21 protein-coding genes and 1 pseudogene are annotated in these 24,991 nt (G+C 48.8%); 18 read left to right on the plus strand and 4 right to left on the minus strand.

All coding sequences use genetic code 11. The annotated features are described in order from the left end of the window. Nucleotides 1-20 precede the first annotated feature (20 nt). The 10 genes and pseudogenes from A7K91_RS27100 (at nt 21) to A7K91_RS16245 (ending at nt 8,867) form a co-directional block, all read left to right on the plus strand. The gene (locus tag A7K91_RS27100) at nt 21-296 is read left to right on the plus strand and encodes a hypothetical protein (protein ID WP_068684579.1); all 276 of its coding nucleotides are present in this window, start codon (nt 21-23) and stop codon (nt 294-296) included. A gap of 53 nt (nt 297-349) precedes the next feature. Then, on the plus strand, nt 350-643 hold the full coding sequence (locus A7K91_RS27105) for an AAA family ATPase (protein WP_245697570.1): 294 nt from the start codon (nt 350-352) through the stop codon (nt 641-643). 26 nt (nt 644-669) lie between these two features. Then, entirely contained in the window at nt 670-2,205 is a 1,536-nt protein-coding gene (locus A7K91_RS16215; protein ID WP_068684580.1) for a helix-turn-helix domain-containing protein, read from the plus strand. A gap of 9 nt (nt 2,206-2,214) precedes the next feature. Continuing rightward, entirely contained in the window at nt 2,215-2,640 is a 426-nt protein-coding gene (locus tag A7K91_RS16220) for an ABC transporter substrate-binding protein (protein ID WP_082967500.1), read from the plus strand. 62 nt (nt 2,641-2,702) lie between these two features. Next, complete coding sequence (locus A7K91_RS16225) at nt 2,703-3,728, plus strand: FecCD family ABC transporter permease (RefSeq protein ID WP_068684583.1); 1,026 nt, start codon at nt 2,703-2,705, stop codon at nt 3,726-3,728. Further along, nucleotides 3,725-4,738, plus strand: a complete 1,014-nt coding sequence (locus tag A7K91_RS16230) for a FecCD family ABC transporter permease (protein WP_068684585.1) — start codon at nt 3,725-3,727, stop codon at nt 4,736-4,738. Before A7K91_RS16225 ends, A7K91_RS16230 begins: the two co-directional genes overlap by 4 nt. Beyond that, nucleotides 4,737-4,907, plus strand: a pseudogene (locus tag A7K91_RS27110) (thioredoxin reductase); the annotation flags it as partial. The gene A7K91_RS16230 and the pseudogene A7K91_RS27110, both read left to right, overlap by 2 nt. A 247-nt stretch (nt 4,908-5,154) precedes the next feature. After that, nucleotides 5,155-6,075: an ABC transporter permease subunit gene (locus A7K91_RS16235; protein ID WP_068684587.1), complete on the plus strand. Its 921-nt coding sequence runs from the start codon at nt 5,155-5,157 to the stop codon at nt 6,073-6,075. Beyond that, on the plus strand, nt 6,072-7,040 hold the full coding sequence (locus tag A7K91_RS16240; protein ID WP_068684589.1) for a carbohydrate ABC transporter permease: 969 nt from the start codon (nt 6,072-6,074) through the stop codon (nt 7,038-7,040). Before A7K91_RS16235 ends, A7K91_RS16240 begins: the two co-directional genes overlap by 4 nt. 63 nt (nt 7,041-7,103) lie before the next feature. Further along, the gene (locus A7K91_RS16245; protein WP_068684591.1) at nt 7,104-8,867 is read left to right on the plus strand and encodes a type 2 periplasmic-binding domain-containing protein; all 1,764 of its coding nucleotides are present in this window, start codon (nt 7,104-7,106) and stop codon (nt 8,865-8,867) included. Nucleotides 8,868-9,223: 356 nt separating this feature from the next. Here A7K91_RS16245 and A7K91_RS16250 read toward each other — a convergent pair whose 3' ends face one another. Together A7K91_RS16250 and A7K91_RS16255 are read right to left on the minus strand one after the other, a co-directional pair. Continuing rightward, complete coding sequence (locus tag A7K91_RS16250) at nt 9,224-10,021, minus strand: helix-turn-helix transcriptional regulator (RefSeq protein WP_068684593.1); 798 nt, start codon at nt 10,019-10,021, stop codon at nt 9,224-9,226. 117 nt (nt 10,022-10,138) lie between these two features. Continuing rightward, complete coding sequence (locus A7K91_RS16255; protein ID WP_245697604.1) at nt 10,139-11,671, minus strand: carboxylesterase/lipase family protein; 1,533 nt, start codon at nt 11,669-11,671, stop codon at nt 10,139-10,141. A gap of 281 nt (nt 11,672-11,952) precedes the next feature. Between A7K91_RS16255 and A7K91_RS16260 the strand changes: the two genes are divergently transcribed. Continuing rightward, complete coding sequence (locus tag A7K91_RS16260) at nt 11,953-13,695, plus strand: sensor histidine kinase (RefSeq protein WP_068684597.1); 1,743 nt, start codon at nt 11,953-11,955, stop codon at nt 13,693-13,695. Then, the gene (locus A7K91_RS16265; protein ID WP_068684599.1) at nt 13,692-15,305 is read left to right on the plus strand and encodes a response regulator transcription factor; all 1,614 of its coding nucleotides are present in this window, start codon (nt 13,692-13,694) and stop codon (nt 15,303-15,305) included. The genes A7K91_RS16260 and A7K91_RS16265 overlap by 4 nt, the downstream gene beginning before the upstream one ends. A gap of 325 nt (nt 15,306-15,630) precedes the next feature. Here A7K91_RS16265 and A7K91_RS16270 read toward each other — a convergent pair whose 3' ends face one another. Together A7K91_RS16270 and A7K91_RS16275 are read right to left on the minus strand one after the other, a co-directional pair. Then, nucleotides 15,631-16,197 (minus strand): NADPH-dependent FMN reductase, encoded by a 567-nt coding sequence (locus A7K91_RS16270; RefSeq protein ID WP_068684601.1) that lies wholly within the window; start codon nt 16,195-16,197, stop codon nt 15,631-15,633. A 2-nt stretch (nt 16,198-16,199) separates the two neighbouring features. Next, the gene (locus A7K91_RS16275; protein WP_068684603.1) at nt 16,200-17,255 is read right to left on the minus strand and encodes an LLM class flavin-dependent oxidoreductase; all 1,056 of its coding nucleotides are present in this window, start codon (nt 17,253-17,255) and stop codon (nt 16,200-16,202) included. A 219-nt stretch (nt 17,256-17,474) separates the two neighbouring features. On the opposite strand from A7K91_RS16275, the gene A7K91_RS16280 reads away from it, so the two are divergent. The 6 genes from A7K91_RS16280 (at nt 17,475) to A7K91_RS16305 (ending at nt 24,975) form a co-directional block, all read left to right on the plus strand. After that, the gene (locus tag A7K91_RS16280; protein ID WP_082967502.1) at nt 17,475-18,458 is read left to right on the plus strand and encodes an ABC transporter permease; all 984 of its coding nucleotides are present in this window, start codon (nt 17,475-17,477) and stop codon (nt 18,456-18,458) included. A 12-nt stretch (nt 18,459-18,470) separates the two neighbouring features. Beyond that, nucleotides 18,471-19,364 (plus strand): carbohydrate ABC transporter permease, encoded by an 894-nt coding sequence (locus tag A7K91_RS16285; protein WP_068684605.1) that lies wholly within the window; start codon nt 18,471-18,473, stop codon nt 19,362-19,364. A gap of 74 nt (nt 19,365-19,438) precedes the next feature. Beyond that, nucleotides 19,439-20,974 (plus strand): ABC transporter substrate-binding protein, encoded by a 1,536-nt coding sequence (locus A7K91_RS16290; protein WP_068684607.1) that lies wholly within the window; start codon nt 19,439-19,441, stop codon nt 20,972-20,974. 22 nt (nt 20,975-20,996) lie between these two features. Further along, entirely contained in the window at nt 20,997-21,866 is an 870-nt protein-coding gene (locus tag A7K91_RS16295) for a sugar phosphate isomerase/epimerase family protein (RefSeq protein ID WP_068684609.1), read from the plus strand. A gap of 14 nt (nt 21,867-21,880) precedes the next feature. Then, entirely contained in the window at nt 21,881-22,972 is a 1,092-nt protein-coding gene (locus A7K91_RS16300) for a Gfo/Idh/MocA family protein (RefSeq protein WP_068684611.1), read from the plus strand. A gap of 188 nt (nt 22,973-23,160) precedes the next feature. Continuing rightward, entirely contained in the window at nt 23,161-24,975 is a 1,815-nt protein-coding gene (locus A7K91_RS16305; RefSeq protein ID WP_068684613.1) for a family 43 glycosylhydrolase, read from the plus strand. Nucleotides 24,976-24,991: the final 16 nt, after the last annotated feature.

The following is a 24,991-nucleotide window of genomic DNA, read 5'->3' on the forward strand; positions in this document are numbered from 1 at the left end:
TTTTTGACAAGATTACGGTATTGTACGGCAGCAATGGCTCTGGCAAATCAACGTTGCTGAACTTGATTGCCAACAAGCTGGACATAACAGGGGCTGAAAAAATGACGGCTATTGGTCACAGCCCTTATGTGCAGCTTTTCCTGGATGAAAGCAGCTATGCGCTGGGGCGAGATGAAAGGGAGCATGATATCAGAAAGCTGCCGGAAGGCAGCCAGTATATCAAGTCTGAGGATATTTTGTACGAAATCAAAAAAAATCCAGCAGGCAGATGTGCTTCGCGAGGGCTTACGCTATGAGGAGATGAAGCAAGGGATGGGCAGAGCCGAGGCGGAGAAGCTGGAGCAATCCTTTGCTTCCCGGCCGATTGTATTTATTGGACGAACCGGAAACGTCGCTTTCTCCGCAAAACCAAATCAGGCTGGCAGAGCAAATTAACGAGCTTGCACGTTATTTGGACAGCCAGTTTATTATAGCGAGCCACTCGCCATTTATGCTAGGTACGCTTAATGCCAAACTATACAATCTGGACGCTGGCGTATTGCAGACAAACTGGCGATATCGGCTAAATCGGGAATCACTGTGCGGAACTTTGGATGTAAATGATATTGATAATCATAAGCAATGTATTTATCATACAAAGTAAACCGATTGTGAAGGAGTGGATGGCAGGTGTTTCAGGAAAATGATCCTGCGTATACGTTTACACCAGACCGGATAGACGAGCTGTCTTATTTATGGACACGTTCTGCAATTAAATTAACAGATGTTCGGTATCAGCATTACGAGCCGGGGCAGACCCTAACCAATTATCGCATGCCCAGCAGTATGCTGATTTTCTTCTGTGGCGTGCAGGCCCAAGTGGAGCTAAATGGGACTGTTATGATAATGGGGCGTTTCGGTGTGCTTCATGGCGGGAAAGGGACAAACCTGAGCATTTCCCCTTCTGAAGCGGTAGCAAAGGTTTTTATGGTGTTTTATAAAGCGGAGCGCCCCTCCTTATGGAACAAGGAATTGCAGCAGCGGCTGGAGCTGGCCAATCCTTTTGTGCAGCTGTTTGCATATACACCCGGCAACCCGCTCAGGCTCCTTGATATGTTTCAGCAAATGGTGAACAGCTGGCAGCACAGGACGTCGCTGGAACACCTGCATGCTAAAGGCTTATTTTATCTGCTGATTCGTGAGGTGTATAAGGATCTGAAAAAGGGCGACAATATTTTTCTTCAGCCCGATCCTGTGGTCTCCACCAGACGTTATCTGGATGACTATTACATGAAGCCTATGCTGTTTGAGGAGATTGCCGAAAGATTTGCCATTAGTCGAGGGCAATTAACAAGGCTATTCAAGAAGCGGGTGGGTATGAGCCTGCAGGAGTATCTTACAATAAAGCGGCTTGAAGCGGCACGCCGCCTTTTGCTTTATACCAATGCAACGATTAAGGAGGTTGCATTGGGGTGCGGCATGACCGAGGAGTTAAATCTGATTCGATCGTTTAAAAAGTATTATCGTATAACCCCGAGTGAGTTCCGGAACAAAAAGATATCTTCCATGCACGGTTGTGATATTGATAATGATTATCGATATCCCTACAATGAGAGGGAGCTGGAAAATCCGGCGAAAACTCACAGAGACGGGGAGTTAGGCATGTTTGGACAGATAAGAGGCAAGGAAATGATCGTAGCGGCAGCAATAAGTTTGATGCTGATATTATCAGCGTGTACGTCAAACGCTTCGGTTAATACTGGAGGGACGGCAAGTCCTTCTCCGGCAAATTCGCCTGCGTTGACTCAGCAAACCCAAGGGACGGATGTTGTTGAGTCTCAAACGAGAATTGTCAAAACAACAAAGGGAGATGTTGAGGTTCCGGCGAAGCCACAGCGTGTTGTTGTTCAATATTTGATGGGCGATGTCGTTGCAATGGGGATTATGCCGGTTGGAATATCGGATGTTTACGAGGGTGCTGCTTTTTCAGAACTGGTAGAGGAATCTACTGGCCTGGGGTGGTTTCCTGAGTGGGAGGGCGAAAGCATTATGCTGCTGGAGCCTGACTTAATACTTGTAATTGACGAGGATCATGTAGAGAAGTTTTCAGGTATTGCACCTACGGTTTATATTCCACAAGGGGAATTGACCCAGGATGAGAGGCTTACCTTTATCGGGGAAGTGCTTAATCGTCAGGAGGAGGCTGCTGAAGCCATTAAATCGTAGGATGTTACTCTGGAAGAGGCAAAGGCTAAGCTATCTCAGGCCGGCTTCGAGAATTATACCGTATCTGTGTTTGAAGGCGGGGCAGATCGGGCGATGGATGTTCACGGCGGTAAATACGGCACGGGAGGCATCGTTTATGCTTCACTGGGCTTAAAGCCTACCGAGGCTATACAAAAATATATTATAGACAAGGACTCCTATAGTGAATTAATTTCCTTTGAAATATTGAATCAATATACCGGAGATTTTATTATCCGAAATGTCTTCGACGACATGCCGGACTTATCCGGAGATGCGATCTGGAATGCACTTCCGGCTGTACAAAATAATCGAATCATTGACATCGATTTTGGCTTTAGCTATTACAGTGACATTTATTCTGCGGCGGCTCAAATCAAATATGTAACAGAAGCATTATTGCGCGCAGTTGAATAGACTGCTCCGCTCCTTGCTTGCACAATAATCAATCTTTATGAACAAGAGGGAAGGAAGCGATAATGGGAATTGAGCCAGTGCAAAAACGCCATGGCGCAAACCTCTTTATTCTATACATGGCGATTGGGCTTGGATTAACGGTTTTGGTTTCGGTAGCATCGATCAGCTTCGGTGCTGCCGATATGCAATTGGCTACCGTATGGGAGGCTATTGCTCGATATAATCCTGCTCTAATGGAACATCAAATCATTCATACACTTCGCCTCCCGCGTACAGCAGCCGATTTGGTCGTTGGCTGCAGTCTCGCTGTATGCGGGGCAATTATGCAGGGAACAACGCGCAATCCTCTGGCAGATTCCGGCTTGATGGGTGTGAGCTCCGGCGCAGCATTCGCTATTGCTTTTAGTCTAGCCTTTTTTCCGGGCTCCGACTATTGGAAGGTTATGATTTTTGCTTGCTTTGGCGCAGCGATTGCAACGGGAATGACCTATTTTATTGCTTCACTTGGCAGACGGGGGATGACACCGCAGCGGCTTGTGCTTGCAGGTTTGTCCATTTCCATGTTGTTTGGCGCGCTCAGTCAATATTTGGCGATTAACTATGATCTGGGCAAAGCGCTTGCCTATTGGACGGCGGGCAGCACGACAGGCGCTCAATGGATGGAACTGCTTCTGGTATCTCCCATATTTGTTGGCGGTTTGTTTCTGGCGCTGGCATTGTCCCCCTCCATTACAGTTCTAAGTCTGGGCAATGATGTGGCCGACGGACTTGGCATTCGCACCGGCTTGGTTAAGGGGTTGTCTACGCTTGTAGTGCTTGTACTGACAGGACTTGCCGTTGTAATCGCCGGACCCCTTGGCTTTATCGGATTGATTACGCCTCATATTGTTCGTTATATGGTTGGGGTCGATTATCGCTACATTATTCCTGCCTCTGCAGTATACGGCGCATTGCTGACTGTTTCGGCCGACCTGATAGGTCGTATAATCAATAAGCCATATGAAACTCCAATTGGTATTGTTTTATCTATCATCGGTGTGCCTTACTTCCTCCTTCTGGCGCGCAAGCAAAGGAGGGAGTTTGAATGAACGGAAAATGCTATACCTTGCGAAGAGGCATAACGATTATTTCCGTATTGTCTGCACTTATTATCATTATTTCCATCATCAGTCTTAATTCGGGCAAAATGAATCTCAGCCCGTTGGAGGTTTTTCATGTTTTTTTGGGCAAAGGAACGGATAACCAAAACCTGATTGTGTTTAATTTTCGATTGCCTCGCATTTTGCTGGCAATATTGGTTGGGCTAGGCATGGGAGCGGTCGGTGTGGTCATGCAAAGCCTGCTGCGCAATGATATGGCAAGTCCCGGTACGCTCGGGATTAGCTCCGGGTCAGGGTTGTTTGTATTAATTTTTGTTGTTTATATCGCTTCGCTTGGCGCACGCTCCTATATTATGCTTCCGCTGCTTGCCTTTACTGGTGGCATTATCGCTGCAGCCCTTATTTTTCTGTTCTCGTATCGACGTGGACGAGAGATGTCGCCAATCGGGCTAATATTGACCGGCGTGGCGCTTGGAAGCGGCTATAGTGCTCTCACGACCTATTTAACACTCAGGCTTGATGAAACGCAGTTAAACTTTATGCTGCGCTGGATGGCAGGAAGCTTGTGGGGGGACGACTGGCGCTATCTGTCTGTATTGTCTCCATGGGTAGCGGCGCTGCTGGGTTATATTTATTACAACGCGCGCAAATTGAATCTGCTTCATCTCGGAAATCAGATAGCAAAAGGACTTGGACTTGCGATAAAACCTGCATTTCTTGGCTTGTCTATCGCGGCAGTGGCGTTGTCTTCGGGAACCGTTGCCGTGGGCGGAAGCTTCTTTTTTGTTGGTCTGATCGCACCTCATATGGCTCGGAAGCTTGTTGGTCCCGACCATAGGCTGCTCGTACCTGCGTCCAGCCTGGCAGGAGGCTTGATTGTAATTGCAGCAGACACGATTACGCGTACGATCAGTCTGGGCGGAGATGTGCCAACAGGAATCGTTATTACGGTCATTAGCGTGCCTTATTTTCTCTATTTGCTGGCAAAGGCGAATTGAGCAACGGATCCATCTGATCGCAGGCGCATTTAATGATGCGGTGCTGGCTGTCAACAGTGCCAAGAAGTATACGGACCCCGAGGCCTGGGAGACGGCGCGCGTCTCCTCGCATAACAGTATCTTCAAGGAAAGGAACAAAGCGTTGGGGGTGCCCGAGGAGGATGCTTGATAGGCAGCGCACGCTATAGAGATTATTTTTTTGTGTTGAAAATGAGGTAAAGGCTGTGGATTTACCGTTTTGCTTATGTCCGAAAATGCGCTTTCACGCATTCTCGGACATTTTTTATTTTGGTCGCTGCATAGAAATAAGAATAGATCAATAAGACATGCGGATAGGTCATTGTTTTGCGATTTTTGATGCCTTATGATAGCTTCATGCTACTGAAAGCGCTATCAAATAACGGAGGAGTGATAAGGTGCGCCCTCAAAAACACGGCATAAAAAGCTCGTCTTTCGTAAAATTTCTCTATATTGCTCCCTTTATGTTGTCATTGGCTGTTTTTGCTTATTTCCCGCTGTATGGGTGGATTTATGCCTTCTTCGACTACACGCCCCCCATTCCTCTGTCCCAGTCGCCGTTTGTTGGTTTCAAGTGGTTTCATTCCCTGGTTGAAAATAAGGTGAAAATTGATCAATTGCTGCAAGTCATCAAAAATACGTTTGGAATGAGCGGTTTAAGTCTGCTGTTTTCCTGGCTTCCGATGATTTTTGCCATCTTTTTGACGGAGATCAAGGCGGTGCGCTTCCGGAAATTTATTCAGACGGTTACAACCTTGCCGAACTTTATTAGCTGGGTGCTTGTTTATTCTCTGGCATTTACCATGTTCTCCAGCGAAGGCATCATTAACGGTTTGTTGAGTCAGCTGGGTGCTACCGACTCTCCGATTCTGTTCCTTCAGAAGTCCGATCATGTGTGGATTACGATGTGGATGTGGATTACCTGGAAGACGCTCGGCTGGGCGGCGATCCTGTACATCGCGGCAATTATGGGAATTGACGATTCCTTATATGAAGCGGCGCATGTTGACGGTGCAACGCGCATGCAAATCATACGCCATGTTGTGCTTCCAAGCATGCTTCCGACCTATTTTGTCCTGCTGATGCTTCAAATTGCCAGCTTCCTGAATAACGGTCTGGAGCAATATTTCGTGTTTCAGAATGCCTTTAACAAGGAGACGATCCAGGTTCTTGATTTGTATGTGTTCAACCTTGCGATGAGCGGCGGAAGCTACTCCGTTTCCGTGGCGATCAGCATGCTCAAAAGCCTGATTAGCGTTGTGCTGCTCTTTTCCGTAAACGGGCTGTCCAAATTGTTAAGAGGGGAGAGCATCGTATGAGCGATAAATCAACGGAGCTGGCGCCAACTGAAACGATTCGCACCGGGCGGCCGGCCAGGGAGGCCAAATTTCAGACCAGCATGACCGACAAAATGATTTCCGTACTGATCTATATGATGTTTTCCCTGTTTGCCTTCATCTGCGTCTTTCCGTTTTACTCCATCATCATCAATACAATAAGCGCCAATGATATTAGCGCCAGAGGGGACATCATCTTTTACCCCAAAGGCATTCATTTTCAAAATTATCTGGATGTGTTCAAAATACCGGGCTTGCTCAATGCGGCCGTCATATCCGTCGGCAGAACTGTAATCGGCACATCGCTGACGGTGGGAGCCTCCGCCTTTCTCGGCTTTATGTTTACGCAGGAGGATATGTGGAGGCGAAAATTCTGGTATCGCTTTACCGTTATTACGATGTTTTTTAATGCGGGCATCATCCCGTGGTACCTCACCATGAGAACCCTGAATTTGACGAACAACTTTTTGGCCTATGTGCTCCCAACAATCGTTGCACCGTTTTTTATCATTTTGGTCAAAACGTTTGTTGAATCCACGCCCAAGGAGCTCCAGCATGCGGCAAGCATCGACGGGGCCGGGCTTTTGACGTTATTTTTCAAGGTTATGCTGCCGATCTGCAAGCCGATACTGGCAACGGTTGCTATCTTTGCGGCGGTAGACCAGTGGAATGCCTTTCAGGACACGCTCCTGCTCGTGACGGACAGTAATTTGTACAGCTTGCAGTTTATTCTGTACAACTACATCAATCAGGCCAGCTCGTTATCAACTATGGTCAATTTGCAAAATGCCGGCTCAACCGCTATGGCAAGCTTGGCGACCAAGCAAACAACAACCTCGATTCGCATGACGGTCACCATTATTGTGGTAGCGCCTATTTTGCTGGTGTACCCGATATTTCAGCGCTTTTTTGTCAAAGGGATTATGATCGGCGCAGTCAAAGGCTAGGGTGTGAAGACATGCCCTAAGGCGCGTCGTTATAATACATTAACGAAAACTGGGGGATTGAGAATGAGCAGAAAAGCAATAAAGAAGCCGTTGTTGCTCGTGTTGGCTTGTTATCTGGGGATTGCCGCGGTGCTTAGCAGTTGTACGACCGGCTCCAAAAATGACCCCCCGCCGACCGGACAAAGCGAGTCGCCTGGGACTAGCGGTACGGAAGAGCGCAAGCCGCTTAGCATTACCGTGTTCAACAATGCCGCGAACTATCAGGGAGAGCAGACGGGCTGGTACGGGAAGCTTGTGAAGGACAAGTTTAATCTTACGCTGAACATTCTGGCCCCGCAGGTCGCCGGCGATCAGCTGTACAAAACGAGAACGGCGGCAGGCGATCTGGGCGATCTCCTCATCATCGACAACAGCCAGCTGGAGGAGCTGCTTCCCGCAGGGATGATAATGGATCTTACGGACCGGATTAAAAATACGAAGTATTTGTCCCAATACGTGGATAATCACTTCAAGCCCTTTAATGCGGCGTTTGAAGCCATCAATCCGGACGGGAAAATTTATGCCTTGCCGACATTTACGGCCGATACGTCTCCAACAACCTTTTCAGAGGAAATTCCGTATTCAAGTCCGATCATGCCATGGGACTATTATTCAGGCATCGGGGCTCCCAAGCTTAACAATCTCGATGATCTGCTGGACGCGCTGAAGCAAATGCAGGAGAAATATCCCGCAACGCCGGACGGCAAGCCGATTGTTCCGATTACGCTGTGGAAGGACTGGGACGGCGGGAGCATGGAAAATGTGCGCTGGCTGGGCAACTGGTACGGCTTTGAGCATCCGACGGGCACAACGACGATCCAGCTTAACGCCAAGGGCGATATTGTTCCGCTCATTGATGACAACAGCATGTACAAAAAGATTTTGCAGTTCTACTTCAAGGCCAACCAGATGGGCCTGGTGGATCCCGATTCTCCTTCGCAGGATTGGAACAAGGTAGCGGAGAAATTGACCAACAAGCAGGTTTTGCTGCTGTGGTATTCATGGCAAAGAGGGTTTTATAACACGATTGAAAGAGGGCGGAACGGCGATGGCAACGTTGCTGTGCCAATAGCGGATACGCGAATTCTTCAGAACAGCGATGCCTATTACGGAAGCGGAAGAGTGTTCGCCATCGGCTCCAAGGCTAAGGACCCTGATCGGATTATCGAGTTTCTGGACTGGATCGTCTCTCCGGAAGGGATGCGCTATTATACAAACGGCTTTGAGGGCTTCAACTATGAAAAGACGGAGGATGGCAAATTCAGGCTGACCGAGGTCGGGCAAACGGCCTTCCAGAACAATACGCCGGTGCCGGATGAATACGGGGGCGGCGGCTACCAGGACGGACAAAGCAAAATCAACAGCATGATCATGAGCGATTTTGTCTTTGACCCGGATACGGGAGAGTTCTACAACAACAACTATTGGAGCGCTACAATAGAAGCGAACAAGACGACCCTCACAACGGATTGGCAGAAGGCCTATAATGCAACAAATCCAACCGACTACTATATCAAAAACAATATGATCGACATCGTGCCTAACATTAACACCAGCTTGGGCAGCGATTCATCTGAAATTAAAAACAAACGCAGTCAAATATCGGATTATGTGAAAAACACGTCCTGGAGAATGATTTTTGCCAAAAATCAAGACGAGTTTGACCAGCTGTGGGAAAAAATGAAAAGCGACGTTGAAGGTTTAGGCTGGGCTGACGTCTTTGAAACGGATTCGGGCCGAGCACAAAAAATTATCAAATTGCGCGCTGAAGCCGTTGCAAGCAAATAAAAAGGAATAAGCAAAGCCGAATTTGATGGCGAACAGGGGCTGTCCGAAAAGTCTATTTCCGTGAATAACTATTCAGCAAAACCGGTACCTGCAGGAAAAGGTGTCTTGGAAGCTCAAACATTTTTGTCGGCTTTATTTTGATCCTGTTTTTTAGTGGATAAAAGCCGACAAAAAAACTCGCCCTCAAGACACCCTTTCCCCTCCGGTCCTCTCTGCTGAATAGTTATTCGTTTCACGTGACTTTTCGGATAGCCCCTGTTTTTTGCTGCGGGCTAGCAATCGGTCGCGCAGTGTAAGCTATGGCGGCATCGAAGCTGCTTGTGCCTTTTGCTCCATGCCTTAAGCAGGAGCAGCTTCTAGCCTTGCAGCCCGGAGCATTTGCCTATGAAGTTTCCGGTATGCAGCTGGTATTTTCGCGGCGTGCTGCCGGTGACCTTTTTAAATTGGCGGCAGAAATGCTCCACATGCTGGTAGCCGCATTGAAAAGCGATTTCAGCGATGCTGTGGGAGCCCTGCAGCAAATATTCTTTTGCCAGCTTGATCCGGCAGTTGATGACATCCTCCATAGGTGAGATGCCAAACGTTTTTTTGTATAAAATTTGCAAATAGCCGGGACTGATGCGAAGGAAGTCCGCCATCTTTGTTACGGACCATTCATCGACCGGATTGCTCTGGATGGCTGCCCGAAGCTTAAGCAAGGTGTAGTATTGAGCGTTGAAGCCTTCATGAAAATAGGATTCAAGGAGCTTGTTGAATAACGTATTCAGCAGATAATCAATGGAAGCCTCCTTGTAGTCCCGATTGAAGTTATGCTCAATAATAAGCAGCTTGAACAAGGCATGGCAATAATCCGGGTCGTCCAGGGCAAAGGGGATGCCAAACGGCAGGGTGGTTTTGGCGACAAAAGGTTCGTTGGACTCAAAACGAATCCAGTTATTGATATATTCATCCCCGCAGGCCCGATAATAAATTTTCTGATGCGCCCGATAAAGGACCGCGCTGTGGGCAGGGTAAAGCCTGAGCTCTCCGTTGACCCAAAATTGGGCCGGCGTTTTGGTTATGACAAGCAGCCAGCATTGATGCCCTTGAGGAATGTCAAAAACAAAATTGCCGGCATGCGTTGCATCGCATTCCACATAGAAAATTTGATTCATCCGTTTCTCCCCCCTTCCTTATCTCAATATGTCCCGGTCAAACATATCTTGCGCAAAGAGAAACGTATGGCTGACTATATGAGGCTTTCCATAGAACGTACCGCTAAACCCGGCTGCTCATCTTTGAGAAGCGGCGATAGCGGGTTTCCCGAAGTAGTGCTGTACCAGAAACGCCAGCAGCGGATTTCCGTCTGCTCTCTGCAGCCCGGCCTGATCTCCGAATTCCATCAAATACGGCTGCTCCGTTGTACAGGGCATCCAATGCGGCATAGCTTTCCCGTTGGCATCTTGCCCGTTGGGATCGCCTGTTGCAATAAAATTGGACAAATAATTGCACATGATGCGGGCAATATCGTAATGCTTGCCCACAAAGGGCCGCCAGCATTTGGCCAGTGTTTCAAAGAAAAACCACAAATCGACGGAGTGGAAGGTACCGGGATTGTCCCATCCCGGAATTTCGGCGTCAAAATTGTAATAATACAGCGGCGACGGGGAGGGAGCGCTGCTGTTGGCGGTAATTGCTAACAGGATGGCATGCTGAATCATACGCACGGACGCCAGCTGCAAGGCGTGCTCCAGATTCCCTTTATCGGCTTCGCAAAGCTTCAGGAAGGCAGGAGCATCCTCGCCAAACAGCTCCCCCGCCATCTCTCGCAGCTCCTCCATCATTCCCGCAACGGGCCGGGTCCAAAATTCAGATGAGGTATGTCCCAGCATAACGGGGACAAGCTCTCGTTTACTTTCTATAAAGCGGGTGAAGGGATCGCCTATACAGAATTGACCGTCGATCACCGTCCCCCAGAAGCCCTTGTATTCCAGCGCTTTGTCGCGCAGATATTCGGCGTCAAGCTCCCGGGCCTCGTCAAGAGAGGATACCCCTAAGAAACGGAAAAACTCCATCCCTTCCTGCTCGGCATCCTTCAATTCCTTGCGTACGGCTGGCACGAATACCTTCGGGTATAGCTCGTTTGCAATGCCGCTCATAATAACGGCGCGCTGGAACAAGGCTTTATTTTGGGGAGAGGTCAGATGGCTAAGCACGCTTCCTCCGCCAGCCGATTGGCCGCCAATCGTGATGCGGTCAGGGTCGCCGCCAAAGGCGGCAATATTTTCTTTTACCCAACGGGTGCCGGCCTGCTGATCAAGATGCCCGAAGTTGGCTGGGGCATGCGGAGCTTCGGCTGTGATCTCCGGATGACACAGAAAACCAAAGGCATTCAGGCGATAGTTAATTGTCACCACTACAATGCCTCTCCGTGCAATCCGTTCACCGTCAAATTCCATCTCGGCCGTGTGGCCGACCTGCAGCCCTCCGCCAAAATACCAGACAAAAACGGGCAGCTTCTCATCCGCTTGTTTTGCCGGCGTCCAAACGTTCAGATACAGACAATCCTCGTTCATGGGAAGGTCGGGATCAACGGACCACTCCCGCGTGTAAATATTGTTGTCGTCAATGACCGTTTTAGGCTGCATGGAGGTTGGGGCAAAATCAAACGCCTTCAACACTCCGCTCCAGTTGGATAACGGCTGCGGGGCGCGCCAACGATTTTTGCCTGTGGGCGGCGCGGCAAAAGGAATCCCCTTAAAGCTGGTAATGCGCGGGTCTGCAGCTGGCAGCCCCTGAACTTGTCCATGCTCCACTGTAACCATTCTAAGCAATGCAAATTCTCCTCTCTGGATTTAGCGTATATGGGCACGCTAATCAGAATTCTATGGATGCGCTTACAAACGTGTTGCTGCCATGCCCACTTGTTCAACTTACATAGCTCCATTTTAAGAGAACATCAAGCAGGTTTCCATAGTCATAAGGTTCCTATAATCTAACAAAAACTGTCGAATAAGTTGAAAGCAACAACTGACAAACTAGTTGAAACCGCTTACAGAACATAATATACTTTGATAAAGCAAGCGGCAGAGGAGAGGGGCCAGGCATGAGATTCAGACATCCGTCTTTTTATCGCACACTCCGCTTTAAGCTTATTTTTGGTTTTATGTTGCTTGTTATTCCTATTTTCTCCTTTATGATTTATAACAATTTATATGCGATTAATGTCGTCCGCAACCAGGTGGCCCAGTCCAATAAAAATCTGATTATTCTTTATATGGGTCAAATTGACCGCAATCTGGAGGAAGTGGAGAAATATCTGTACAATATTGCGGCGACGGAGACGGGGCTGCTGGTGCTGGAGCTGCCGCGCGAGCAAAATGCCGACCGCTATACCTTTGAGAAAATCCAGCTAAGAAATCAATTGAGAAATGAACTGCCCAATTACAAGTCGATGGATATGTTTTTTATGTATTCGCCCCAAAACGATGATTTGATGACCGTGTTCGGGGTTGCCCCTGATTATAATATCCAAACTGCGCTGGAGAAGGATATTGTCCATACGATCAAGCTTCCCGGCAAGCCGCTGCAGAAGGAATGGTTCGTTCGGCAAATGGCTGGCGTCGATTACTTGACCTATGTTCTTCAATACGGGGACATTTATATTGGCGCAATGGGTAATGTGGAGCAATTGATGGTGCCGCTGCATTTAATCGACCTCGGGGAAAACGGGAGCGCTTTTTTGACGGATGATCAGATGAAGCCGATTGTTGAAACGGCGATGAATAGCGATATATCCATTGAACCGGGCAGCGGCAGCGAAGGCTATCAGCTAACGGGAAGCAACGACCAGTTTATCGCCGTTGGCGAACAATCCTCGCGCGGCCGCTTTGGCCTTGTCGCCCTCATTCCCGATAGCGTCGTGCTGCAAAAGCTCCCTTTTTTGCGCAGAATCGTTTCCCTCATATCCTTCGGGGCCATTATCATTTTGCCCGTCATTTTATTGCTGCTGCGCAAGCTGGTGCTTGTTCCGGTCAACCGCATCATTATGGCGATGCGCCGGGCCGAAGACGGCAATCTGGATATCCGGATTACCAAATCTTCCTCCACCTATGAATTTGAACTGATGAATGTTTCGTTCAACCGCATGCTTACGCAAATTCAGGAGCTTAAGGTTAATGTGCTGCGGGAGCAGCTCAATTACAAAAAGGCCCAGCTCAAGCATTTGCAGCTGCAAATCAACCCGCATTTTTTTCTCAATTCACTAAACATTGTATATAACCTGGCGCAGGTGAAGGACTATCGCCTCATTCAGGAAATGACGCATTGTCTAGTCCAATATTTCCGGTTTATGTTCCGCAGCAACTTGTCCTTTGTTGCTTTATCCGATGAGCTTGCTCATACGATGAATTATTTGCGCATTCAGGAAATGCGTTTTCCCGGCGATCTGACCTTTGCCTTTCATGCGGATGAACGTCTTGGCAAAATACCGATTCCACCGTTAATCATTCAGTCATTCGTCGAAAATTCCATCAAGCATGCCGTCAATACGGATACGCAGGTTCATATTGCCGTTACTGCGCAAGCAGATAATGAGCATACGCTGTATATCCGCATAGAGGATACGGGACAAGGCTTCCCGCCGCAGGTACTGGCGCTCCTTCGCAGAGATATGGAGCTAAGCAATGAAACCGGCGATCAAATCGGGATTCAGAATGTAAAGCAGCGGCTTGGTCTTCTTTATCATGATGCTGCCCGCATAACGTTTAGCGGCAGCTCCGGCCATGGCGCAGTCGTGGAAATGTGGCTTCCGGTGCAAGCAGAGGAGACAGGGGGACGAAAGCAATGAGACAGCTGTTGATTGTAGATGACGAGCGGCACGCAGTGAGAGGCATTAAGGCAGGCGTCGAATGGGAAACGCTTGGCATTTCGGTTGTGCATGAGGCGTATAATATCCGCACTGCCAAGGAGATTATGAGCGACAGCAAAATCGATGTCCTTATTTGCGATATTGAAATGCCGCAAGGGAATGGCTTCGAGCTTTTGCATTGGGTTAACATTCACTGCCCCGATACGGAAGCTATGTTTCTGACCTGTCATGCCGACTTTTCCTATGCTCAAAAGGCGATTCAACTGGGCAGCTGCGACTATATGCTCAAGCCCGTTCGTTACTCCGAGCTGGAGAGTACGGTCAAGCGCGTGTTGGATAAGCTGGCCAAGGCCGAGCTTGAGCGCGAGAAGCTGCATTTTGCGGATACGTACGAGCATTATTATCGGCTGTGGGAAGCGTATCAGCCGATGTTTATGGAGCGTTTCTGGCAGGATTTGCTTAATCATTCCATCCCCTCTACGAAAGCCGCTGTTCGTGAAGCGTTATTGAAGCATAATCTTGCCTATGAGGAGCTGCCGCAATATACGCCTGTGCTTATTAGCGTCCAGCGCTGGCATAAGGAGCTGACCTTGCGCGAGGAGAAAATTATGGAGTATGCGCTGCGCAACTCCTTCGAGGAAATGATTCTCGACAAGTCCGGGCTCGGGAGAGTGGTTCAGGTCCGAAGCGGGGCGCTGCTGGCGCTCCTCCCATGTGACGAGGGGGAAGGCGGAAAGCTGAAGGAAAAGCTTGATCATTATATTAAAGAATGCAACCGGTATTTTTTCTGCGACCTCTGCTGCTATATGGGCAATGGAGCGCCGATTGAGGAAATATGCAGCATGTACGAGCAGCTTGTCGAGCTGGAGTCGCATAATGTGACGCGGACCAATGAACGGATAGCATTGACCCATAGCGGCGAGTGCCCGGATATGGCGCCTCTCCCCGTAATGAGCGGCTGGGGAGAGATGTTTAAGCTTGGCTGCGGCAAGGAAATGCTTCAGGAGATTGAAGCGTATTTGGAAGAAGTCAAGCAGACGGGCCAGGCGGACGCCCGCTGGATGCGAAGCTTCTACGAAGATTTTTTACAAATGACGCATCAGGTGCTGCATGCCAAGGGGCTGCGGGCGCATCAGGTTTTTTCCGCGGCGATGCTGATGAAACGGGGAGATGCGGTTACCCGGTCCATTACCGACTTGCTGGAGTGGATAGAGATGCTGATCAAGGAGGTCAGCGGCAATCTGTCCGTCATGGACGAAACCCAGACCGTTGTAGATAAGGCGAAGCAATATATTGCCAAACATATGAGCGAGGATTTATCCCGCGAGGATATTGCAAGCCATGTTTGCCTGCATCCCGATTATTTGGCGCGGCTATTCAAAAAGGATACAGGGCTGACGATTTCTGAATACGTGCTGCAGGAGCGGGTGGCGCTTGCCAAGCAGATGCTTGCCAAGACCGAGGTGGCCATTACAACCATTGCTTATGAGCTGGGCTACGGCAACTATTCTCATTTTTCAAAAATGTTCAAAAAAGCAACCTCCGTTGGTCCGCAGGAATACCGGCGGCTTCATCAAAAAACGTTTTAGCAGTAAGTCAATATACCGTATTATGGTTTCCGATATCCAGGGCACAAATTCCGAAGCTAAGGCTGAGCGGAGGGCTATTCATATTGCCCCAAAAAAGTGGGGCAATAATGAAAATTTGCAAGCCTGGAGAAAAGAGTCGGAAAATGAAAACTTGATCTACAAAGGACTGGATATTTTATATTAGCTTCCAAGCTTCCAAGAAGCACCGGAATTCTTTGCTCTGAGTAAAAAGATCCCCTTTGCAAGCAAGCAGGCTTTGAAATTTCACCTGTTTGCCCAAAGGGGGCTTTTTCACATCATGGCGGACTTTGATCGGACTTGTCCGTTAGAAGCCATATTCCGCATCCTTTTTGGCCTGAATAGCAAGCTGGGCGTCAACCTGCATTTTCACATCCTCCGCAAGCCGCTCCATTCGGAATAAAACGTCGTCGTTCACAATCGTTTTTTGCTGAAAATCCTTTTCCTCAATGAATACATAGGTTTGCACAAGCTGGGCCTTCATATATGACAAGATGGGCTTAAGCTGCTGCTCGGCAACCAGATAGTGCTTGCCGGAGCCTGCGGTTACGATAATTCCGACTACTTTGCCAAGCAAGGCCTGCTGGGGCAACAGATCAAAAATATTTTTGAGCGTGCCAGGCAAGGAGGCCTGAAAAATAGGCGTGCCAATGATGATGACGTCAGAGTCCATCAATTCCTGCGCGACATAGCCTGTATCGCCTTCATATTCCAAATAATTGCGTCCATCGCTAAATTGGATTTGATAATCAGCTAAAGAGAGTAATTGAACATCATCCTCTGCAAATTGCTTCTCCACATATTGTTTCATTAATTGCAAGGCAATATTTGTTTTAGAGCCAATAGTTGTGCCAACAAGCAACGTGATTTTCATAATTAGCGCTCCTTATCCGAAGTGTATTTCCGCAATGCGGGAATAATTTCTGTACCGATAATGTCGATGTTTTTCATAATTTTATCGAAAGGAACCCCGCCAAAATCCAATTGACCCGTATAACGCTGGTTGCCAAACAGCTCATGCTGGTAGAGCAGCTTTTCAATAATTTGCTGCGGGCTGCCAACATTCAGAATATCGCGGTTATCCATGCCTTGTGCAAAATGCTGCTTTGGAAAGCCCCGGCCATTGGTCAGCTTCATTCCCTCATTGATATGGGGATAATATTCCTGCAAAGCCTGCTGTGTCGTTTCTGCCCCATAGAAAAAGCCTGCTGTTGCCACCGGCAGCTTCGCCGAATCAAAGCCGGCTTCGTCTGCAGCCTCCCGGTAAGCGTCAATCGTCCGTTTGAAGCTGGTTGCCGCTCCCCCAAGATGAGCCATAAACATGGGCACTCCTGTTTTTCCCGCTTGAATGGCGCTTGCTGTCGTTCCCCCAACAGCGCGCCAAATTGGAATTTTCCCAGCAGCTGGACGTGGAAGGATGTGGGCGTCCTTTAACGGCTTGCGGAATTCTCCGCTCCAGTTGACGACCTCTTGCGCATTTATTTTGAGCAGCAATTCAAACTTTTCGTCAAACAATTCCTCGTAGTTGTTCAGGTTATAGCCTAACAGCTTGTACAAGCCGACGCGCGAAGCACGGCCAGCAATAATTTCGGCCCGCCCTTCGGAAATTAAATCTATTGTCGCAAAATCCTCGTACAACCGAACCGGGTCCAGTGTACTGATAATGGTCGAGGAGCTGCCTATTTTGATTTTGCTGGTTGCCTGCGCGATTGCTGCGAGCACAACCGTATGAGCCTGCGTTGCAAAATATTCCTGATGGCTTTCGCCAACGCTAAAAAAATCAACGCCTGCTTGCTCGGCAAGCTTGGCCATTTCGATAATTTGTTTAATTCGCTCCTGCGCGCTGATTCGTTCTCCGTTAATCGGGTTGGGAAGGTGGTCTCCCAATGTATAAATACCAAATTCAAAAGCATCCTGTTTTGGAAAGCTCATAGTTCCAGCCCCTTTCAATCTATTCCCTATAAACTAATTATAATATATATACTATAAAAATGTAAGTATTAATTCATTTTTACTCCCGATTTATTTATTTTTCTTTTCATCTCTCCTTCAAGATGTCGGAAGATGACAACGAAGAAGTCGGTATAGTGGTAGTGCGTTTCCCCGCAAAAAACTAAGATAAGGATACAAGAGGCGAAAGGGGGAAGCGCAATGGAAACAACGGCAAGCGCAGCAGCCGCCAAGCAAGTGGAGCGCAGCAGGGAAGCAAGGAAGGCACGGAGTCCGGTTTTGAAAAAGCTGAAGCGGTTTGCGCCATTATTCATCATGATCATACCCGGAGTCATCTATTTGTTTATCAACAACTATTTGCCGATGCTGGGTTTAATGATTGCCTTCAAGGACGTCAACTTTGCAAAAGGTATTTTGGCCAGCGACTGGATCGGCTTTAAAAACTTTGAATATCTGTTCAAAACGGAGGATGCGTGGATCATTACCCGCAATACGCTTCTGTACAACATCACCTTTATTATTTTGAATTTGATTATTGCGGTTGGCATTGCGATTTTGCTAAACGAGGTCAAGAAAAAAGTAGCCGCACGTTTTTATCAAAGCATTGTTCTCATTCCTTATTTGATTTCAATGGTTATCGTTGGTTATTTGGCGCTTGCCATGCTGAGCGGCGAGACGGGCTTTATCAACAAGCAAATTCTTCCGATGCTTGGAATCGACCCTGTGTCCTGGTACAGCGAGCCGAAGCATTGGCCGGTCATTCTGGTTATCGTGAACATTTGGAAAAACGCCGGTTATCTCTGCATCATCTATCTGGCCGCCATTATCGGCATTGATCCGGAATATTACGAGGCCGCTACCATTGATGGAGCGGGAAAATGGCGTCAAATCACCCATATTATGATTCCGCTCATTATGCCGGTTATTACCATTATGACGCTGCTGCAAATCGGACGTATTTTCTACTCGGATTTTGGTTTATTCTATCAAGTACCGCTAAATACGGGGGAGCTGCTATCAACAACAAATGTGGTTGATACGTACGTGTACCGCGCGCTTATCAATCTTGGCGATATCGGGATGTCCTCTGCAGCCGGCTTGTACCAATCTATTGTTGGGTTTGTGCTAGTGCTGCTGTCCAACTATGTAGTAAGCAAGCGAAATCGCGACAATGCGTTGTTTTAGGAGGGGATAGCCATGGCAAGTAGAAAGGACAACCTATTTCAAATCTGCATTCATGCTTTTTTTATCATCCTTGCGCTGATGTGCCTCATGCCTTTTGCGCTCCTGCTGACAACCTCCTTTACAAGCGAGGCCTCCATCGTCAAGGAGGGCTACTCCTTGATGCCAAGCCAATGGAGCCTTGAAGCCTACCGCTTTTTATGGAGCGATATTGATAACATTGCCCGCTCTTATGGCATTACGATTTTGGTGACGCTTATCGGAACCTTTGTTGGTTTATCCATCTCGGCGCTGCTTTCTTACCCCATGTCGCGCAGGGATATGCCGATGCGCAAGCAGCTGGCCTTTTACGTCTTTTTTACGATGCTGTTCAACGGCGGACTTGTGCCGACCTATATCATTTACACCCAAGTATTCGATATGAAAAACTCACTGCTGGCGCTTATCATTCCCGGATTGCTGACAAATGGTTTTTTTGTCCTCATTATGCGAACGTTTTTTCAGAATTCCATACCGCATGATATTATTGAATCCGCTTCCATAGACGGCGCCGGTGAATTTAAAATTTTCTTCAGAATGATATTGCCGCTGTCGCTGCCGATTCTTGCAACGATTGGCCTAATGCAAACGATCGGTTATTGGAATGACTGGTTTAACGGACTGATTTATATTACGGACAGCAAGCTGTTCAGCTTGCAAAACCTGCTCAACCGGATTTTGCTCAACGCTCAATTTATTCAGAACAATGCCTCAACGCTTAATGCGGGCGAAGTATCAAACGCGTCCATACCTTTGGAGACGGTTAGGATGGCCATGGCTGTTATCGGCGTTGTGCCTCTGTTATGCGCGTACCCTTTTTTCCAAAAGTATTTTGTCAAAGGGCTTGTTATTGGCGCGGTAAAAGGCTGATGACTGCAAATGTTTGCTATACACGGCATATAGCCGGTTAGCATAGATGCTTACAAAACAGGGAGGTTGCAGAGATGAATAAACGGACAAACGGAATGATAGCGGTGCTGCTGGCGGTTATTCTGGTCCTTGCGGCATGCGGCGGCAATAGCGAAGGTCAACCATCGAATGCCGGCTCGACGGGCAATACGGATGGAGCAGCGGGTCAAACGGCGGAGCTAAAGCCTTATGAATTGACGGTGGCTTTTCTGAGCATTGGTCAAATCAAGGATTTGCCCGAGGTTCAGGCCGAGGTCAACAAAATTACGCAAGCCAAAATCAATGCAACCGTTAAATTTTTGCCGATTGATATCGGGGCCTGGCAGCAGCAGATGAACCTGATGCTGGCCGGCAATGAGCCGCTGGATATTCTTGTAACCAGCACGGGGCTTAACTTTGGCACGCAAGCGGCTAAAGGCCAATTGGTGGAATTGGACGAGCTGCTGGAGAAATACGGAGCAGATATTCAGAAGGTTGTTGGCGGAGACGTTATTAAGGCTGGCTCCTCCGGCGGAAAAATTTATGCGGTTCCAAGCGTGCGGGACTGGGCGGCGGATTATGGCCTGGTGATGCGCAAGGATATTGTAGACAAATACCAGATTGATGTAGATGCTATCAAGTCGCTGGATGATATGACTGCAGTTTTCCAGACCATTAAAGACAATGAGCCGGGAATGGCGGCTGTTTTGCCGGAGGGACCAAGCTTTTCGGTTATTCAATCCATCGTGGGCAGCGTTATCGACCCGCTGGGCGACGAAAACGGCGTATTGGTTGGCTTCGACGGCGAGCTGAAGGTAGTCAACTGGTATGAAACGCCGGAATATGCAAGCCTGGTGAAAAAAGCGAGAGACTGGTACAATGCGGGCTTTATCCCTAAAGATATTTCGACGAATCAAACAACCTCCGAGCAATTGATCAAAGCGAACAAGGCGTTTGCCTTTATGGCTCATATGAAACCCGGCTATGAGAGCAAGGAGTCGCTGCTTGCTGGCACGCCGCTAGTTGCGGCGCGTATTTCTCCGGCTATCTCGACAACATCATCTATTGCCAACATCATGTTTGGCATTGCCAGAAACTCGAAGGACCCCGAACGCGCGATGATGTTCCTGAACCTGCTGTATTCGGATGCCGAGCTTGTTAACCTGATCGACTACGGCATTAAAGGCAAGCACTACGAAGTAAAGGAGGGCAATATTATCGGCTTCCCCGCAGGCGTGGATTCCTCCAACGCTACCTACAACCCGACTCATGGCTGGATGTGGGGCAATCAATTGCTCTCCCATATTTGGGAGGGGGATAGCGCGGACCTGTGGACAAAGCTGGATGAATTCAATAATTCAGCAGTGAAATCGAAAGCGCTTGGCTTCAGCTTTACGGCGGACCCCGTCAAAACGGAGGTGGCGGCTGTTCAAAACGTGAAGGATCAATTCAAGATCGGGCTGGAAAACGGCACGCTTGACCCCGAAAGCTATTTGCCTGAATACATCGCAAAGCTTAAATCGGCAGGTATGGACAAAATAGTGGCCGAGAAACAGAAGCAGCTGGATGAGTGGGCTGCAGCCAATAAATAAAAATTATAGGAGATGATCCCGCATGAGCATTACGGCAGGCATTAATATTTATTCGGTCTATAAGCAGCTGGCCCAGGATTATTACGGGACCCTGCGCCAGCTTGCGGAAGCGGGCTACACCCATCTGGAGATGCTTGGTTTTAATATGGTCAAAATGTCGCGATTCAGCGATGAATTTCCCGCCAGGGAGGTTGCCGCCGAGCTTGCGGCATCCGGCCTTAAGGCTGTCGCTGCCCACGAAGGGCCTATGCCGGGCGAAGATTTGCTTGCCCACTCCTGGGATGGGCTAATGGACTATTACGAGCAGCTAGGCTGCATGTCGCTTGTGCTTCCGTCGGTATGGATGGACGACCGCGACAGCACGCTGCGTCTGGCCGAGCAGCTGGAGCAGCTTGGCGGCAAGCTAGCGCGGCGCGGCTTCCAATTGTATCTGCATAATCATGCCCATGAATTCAAAACGGTTGGCGATACCACCTTGTTTGAGCTTCTTGCTCAGCATACCGATCCCAAACATCTGAAATTCGAGCTTGACCTTGTGTGGGTAATGCGGGCCGGCGTTGATCCTGTTTCGGTTATGGAGCGGGTAGGCGGCCGCTGCGATATGATTCATCAAAAGGATTACAACAAGCAATTATCCGGCTCGCTTAATTTATTTGAAGCCGTTAAGGCAAACGGCGACGAGGGGCTTGGCTTCATGGAGCTTTACCGAAAATATATTGCGCCTTCGGATTTTGTTGATCTGGGAACGGGTGATTTTGATTTTGCCCCAATATACGAGCGGATCAAGGAGCTTGGACATGTCAGCTATGCGCTGGTTGAAAATGAAGGGGATTCTGCGGATAAGCTTGCCAGCGTTCGTAATGATCTAGCGTATTTGCAAAAATTCATTTAGGGGGATTATCGACCATGGAGAAATTAAAAGCAGGCATTATAGGCTGCGGAGGCATCGCTTTTCAGAAGCATATGCCGTCCCTTAAACAAAATAGCGATTTGGTGGATATGGTTGCGTTCTGCGACATTATCCCGGAGCAGGCGGAAAAGGCGGCGCAGCAGTTTGGCGCAGAAAACGCCAAAACGTATACCAGCTACAAGGAACTGCTGGAGGATGGCTCCATTGATATTGTTCATGTGCTGACGCCTAATTTGCAGCACTCCTTCATAACCGTCGACGCATTGGAGGCGGGCAAACATGTCATGTGCGAAAAGCCGATGGCGATCAACTCGGCGGAAGCCCAAAAAATGCTGGATGCCGCCGAGCGAACAGGCAAAAAGCTGACCATCGGCTACCAAAACCGCTGGAATGACGATTCGCAGACTCTGCATCGCGCTTGCCGGGAGGGCGCCTTGGGCGAGGTGTATATGGCGAAGGCCCATGCGATCAGAAGGCGGGCTCTGCCGACATGGGGCGTATTTGCGGACAAAGAGCAGCAAGGCGGCGGCTGCCTGATTGATATCGGCACCCATGCGCTGGATTTAACATTATGGTTTATGGACAATTACAAGCCCAGGTCCGTCAGCGGTTCGGTTTTCTCCAAGCTGAGGGATAAGCCGGAGGGCAATATGTTTGGTCCATGGAAGCCGGAGGAGCTGGAGGTCGAGGATTCTGCGTTTGGCCTCATCAAGATGGAGAATGGCGCAACCATTTTCCTCGAAAGCTCTTGGGCGTTAAACACGACGGATGTGAAGGAAGCAAAGGCATCGCTTTATGGCACAAATGGCGGAGCAGAGATGAAGCAGGGGGCGGACTATACAGGCGAGCTGGTATTTAACAACATCCAGTTTGGAAAGCAAATGGAGACCAAGGCGGCCGGCGGCCCTGGCATTGCTTATTTTGGAGCTGGAGCAAATGATCCCGGAGCGAAGGAGGCGCGGCAATGGCTGGAGGCCGTTATTCATAATACGGAGCCGCTGGTCAAGCCGGAGCAAGCCTTCGTAGTGACTCGTATTTTGGAAGCCCTCTATGAATCGGCAGCAACGGGTAAGGAGGTTTATTTGTAACTTTAAACGAGAGGCCCCAGGAATGATGCTGCATGAGCATTCCTGGGGCTTTTTGTTTTGCCCTAGTATTGTTTGAAATAAACAAATGATTTTATGCAATATGTAGGGTTGTGGACGCCGATACAGAGGGGTAGACTTGGAATTAGTTGGTGAAAACGTATACATATATGAAAGGAGCATTAAGCGCTATGACAAGGAGCAGCGAGCAACGAATATTGGTTTATACCCGAAAACCAAACGGCGATTATACGTCTTCGTTAAGCAACAGCATTCATTTTGCCTATAGCGGTAAGGATGGGCAGTTTGTTCCCGTAAACCGGAATTACGGCATTTTGTTTCCGGAAGCCACGGTGGACGAGCGCAACGTTATCTTGGAAAAAGGCGTAACCCACCCTTATCTGTTCCGCACATCATCCGGCGGGTTTGGCATTATTGCGGTTAGGGTTGCGGCGGAAGGAAAGGATGACGAGGAAAGCAAGGGATGCCTGATTTTGTGGACCTCAGACGATTTAATTGATTTTACCTGCCACGGCTTGGTGCGATTGCATCCCCATTTATTTGTTCGGGAGGCAGCTTGCGCTTATTTACCTGACGAACAGCTCTACGAAATTCTGTGGAGGGGCAGCGACGGACAGGCTTATAGGTCCTGTATAACCGATTTGCTTCAGCCGGAGGGCATGTCTGCGCCCGTCCCGGCAGAGGAGCTTCAAGCTGCACCAACGGTTAGCGATCTTGAGGGCATTTATCCCGGTAATTGCTTAACAGTGGAAAGCGACTGCTGGCAGAGGTTTTGCGCTTTTTGGACGCCGCTGCGCAATACGGAGCTTTATGCGCCCGCTGCCGTTAAAGCCGCATCGCAGCAGGAAGTGGATGAGGTGATGGCAACCGCAGTTTATTCCGACGGCTCTACAGCAGCAAAACGAGTATTATGGGAAAGCGGCCATGTCGACTTCTCAACGCCCGGCACGTATACGGTAAAGGGAAGGGCGCTGCACAAAAAATACCCTTTTCCGCTGGCGTCAGGGTTTGCCGATCCCGTTATTATGCTGTGGGAGGATACTTATTACTATTTGGCTACAAACGACAACAATAACAATATCGGCTTTTATGTGCGTGAGTCCCCTTCTATTGAAGGGCTGTTTGAGCCCGGATACAACGAAGCATTAATTTTGGACATTAATGAGGAAAAAGGGTTTATTCAAACGTTTTGGGCTCCGGAGTTCCATTGGATCGGAGGCGAGCTATACATCCTGTTTGCGGTAGGCGGCAGGCAATGGGGACCTCAATGCCATATGATGAAGCTGAAAAAGGGGGGCGCGATCAGCAATCCTCCGGATTGGGAGGAGCCGGTTCGCGTCAAGCGGCGGGATGGTTCTTTCCTGGCCGAAGACGGCATTACGCTGGACATGACCTACTTTAAAGCGGACGGCGTTTCATGCGTCCTATGGTCTTATCGGAAAGGCATCGGCACGCCATTGGATACGGGGTCCATGATTTATATCGCAACAATAGAGGAAAACAATCCCGCCGTATTGACCAGCGAGCCTGTTCTGCTCACAAGACCGCTGTTCGGCTGGGAAAATATTCAGGGCACGATCAATAATGAAGGGCCGTATCCGCTTATTACGGAGGATCATGTCTATATTGCCTATTCCGGCGGCGCTGCAGGCGGCTACACCTATGCGGTCGGGCTGCTGAGCATTCCGCGCGGAGGCGACTTTTTGGACGCGGGCGCATGGAGGAAGGCAGGTACGCCAGTGCTTTCGTATTATTCCGCCAATGGAGTGTACGGTCCCGGACACAACTCCTTTTTCCGGGATGCGGACGGTGAAGTGATGATGCTTTACCACGGCGAACAGGAGCTCGTCAAATCCGGCAGGAGATGCACCGCCATGCACCGGGTTCATTTTAATGCCAAGGGCGAGCCGGTGTTTGACGTAATCGGGGAATATGACCTTAAAGCAGAGCTATGCGAATTGTCCATTGAGGTCGAGGTTGGATAAAACGCGAGTAAAATGA

This window comes from Paenibacillus oryzae, assembly GCF_001675045.1.
Lineage (GTDB): Bacteria > Bacillota > Bacilli > Paenibacillales > Paenibacillaceae > Pristimantibacillus > Pristimantibacillus oryzae.

Bases quoted from the DNA above. Each gene is read 5' to 3' on its own strand.
- A7K91_RS16300 (WP_068684611.1), top strand. From the start codon at position 21,881: ATGGAGAAATTAAAAGCAGGCATTATAGGCTGCGGAGGCATCGCTTTT.
- A7K91_RS16285 (WP_068684605.1), top strand. From the start codon at position 18,471: ATGGCAAGTAGAAAGGACAACCTATTTCAAATCTGCATTCATGCTTTT.
- A7K91_RS16225 (WP_068684583.1), top strand. From the start codon at position 2,703: ATGGGAATTGAGCCAGTGCAAAAACGCCATGGCGCAAACCTCTTTATT.
- A7K91_RS16270 (WP_068684601.1), bottom strand. From the start codon at position 16,197: ATGAAAATCACGTTGCTTGTTGGCACAACTATTGGCTCTAAAACAAAT.
- A7K91_RS16295 (WP_068684609.1), top strand. From the start codon at position 20,997: ATGAGCATTACGGCAGGCATTAATATTTATTCGGTCTATAAGCAGCTG.
- A7K91_RS16255 (WP_245697604.1), bottom strand. From the start codon at position 11,671: ATGGTTACAGTGGAGCATGGACAAGTTCAGGGGCTGCCAGCTGCAGAC.
- A7K91_RS16265 (WP_068684599.1), top strand. From the start codon at position 13,692: ATGAGACAGCTGTTGATTGTAGATGACGAGCGGCACGCAGTGAGAGGC.
- A7K91_RS16280 (WP_082967502.1), top strand. From the start codon at position 17,475: ATGGAAACAACGGCAAGCGCAGCAGCCGCCAAGCAAGTGGAGCGCAGC.
- A7K91_RS16240 (WP_068684589.1), top strand. From the start codon at position 6,072: ATGAGCGATAAATCAACGGAGCTGGCGCCAACTGAAACGATTCGCACC.
- A7K91_RS16290 (WP_068684607.1), top strand. From the start codon at position 19,439: ATGAATAAACGGACAAACGGAATGATAGCGGTGCTGCTGGCGGTTATT.
- A7K91_RS16305 (WP_068684613.1), top strand. From the start codon at position 23,161: ATGACAAGGAGCAGCGAGCAACGAATATTGGTTTATACCCGAAAACCA.
- A7K91_RS16250 (WP_068684593.1), bottom strand. From the start codon at position 10,021: ATGAATCAAATTTTCTATGTGGAATGCGATGCAACGCATGCCGGCAAT.
- A7K91_RS16245 (WP_068684591.1), top strand. From the start codon at position 7,104: ATGAGCAGAAAAGCAATAAAGAAGCCGTTGTTGCTCGTGTTGGCTTGT.
- A7K91_RS16275 (WP_068684603.1), bottom strand. From the start codon at position 17,255: ATGAGCTTTCCAAAACAGGATGCTTTTGAATTTGGTATTTATACATTG.
- A7K91_RS16260 (WP_068684597.1), top strand. From the start codon at position 11,953: ATGAGATTCAGACATCCGTCTTTTTATCGCACACTCCGCTTTAAGCTT.
- A7K91_RS16230 (WP_068684585.1), top strand. From the start codon at position 3,725: ATGAACGGAAAATGCTATACCTTGCGAAGAGGCATAACGATTATTTCC.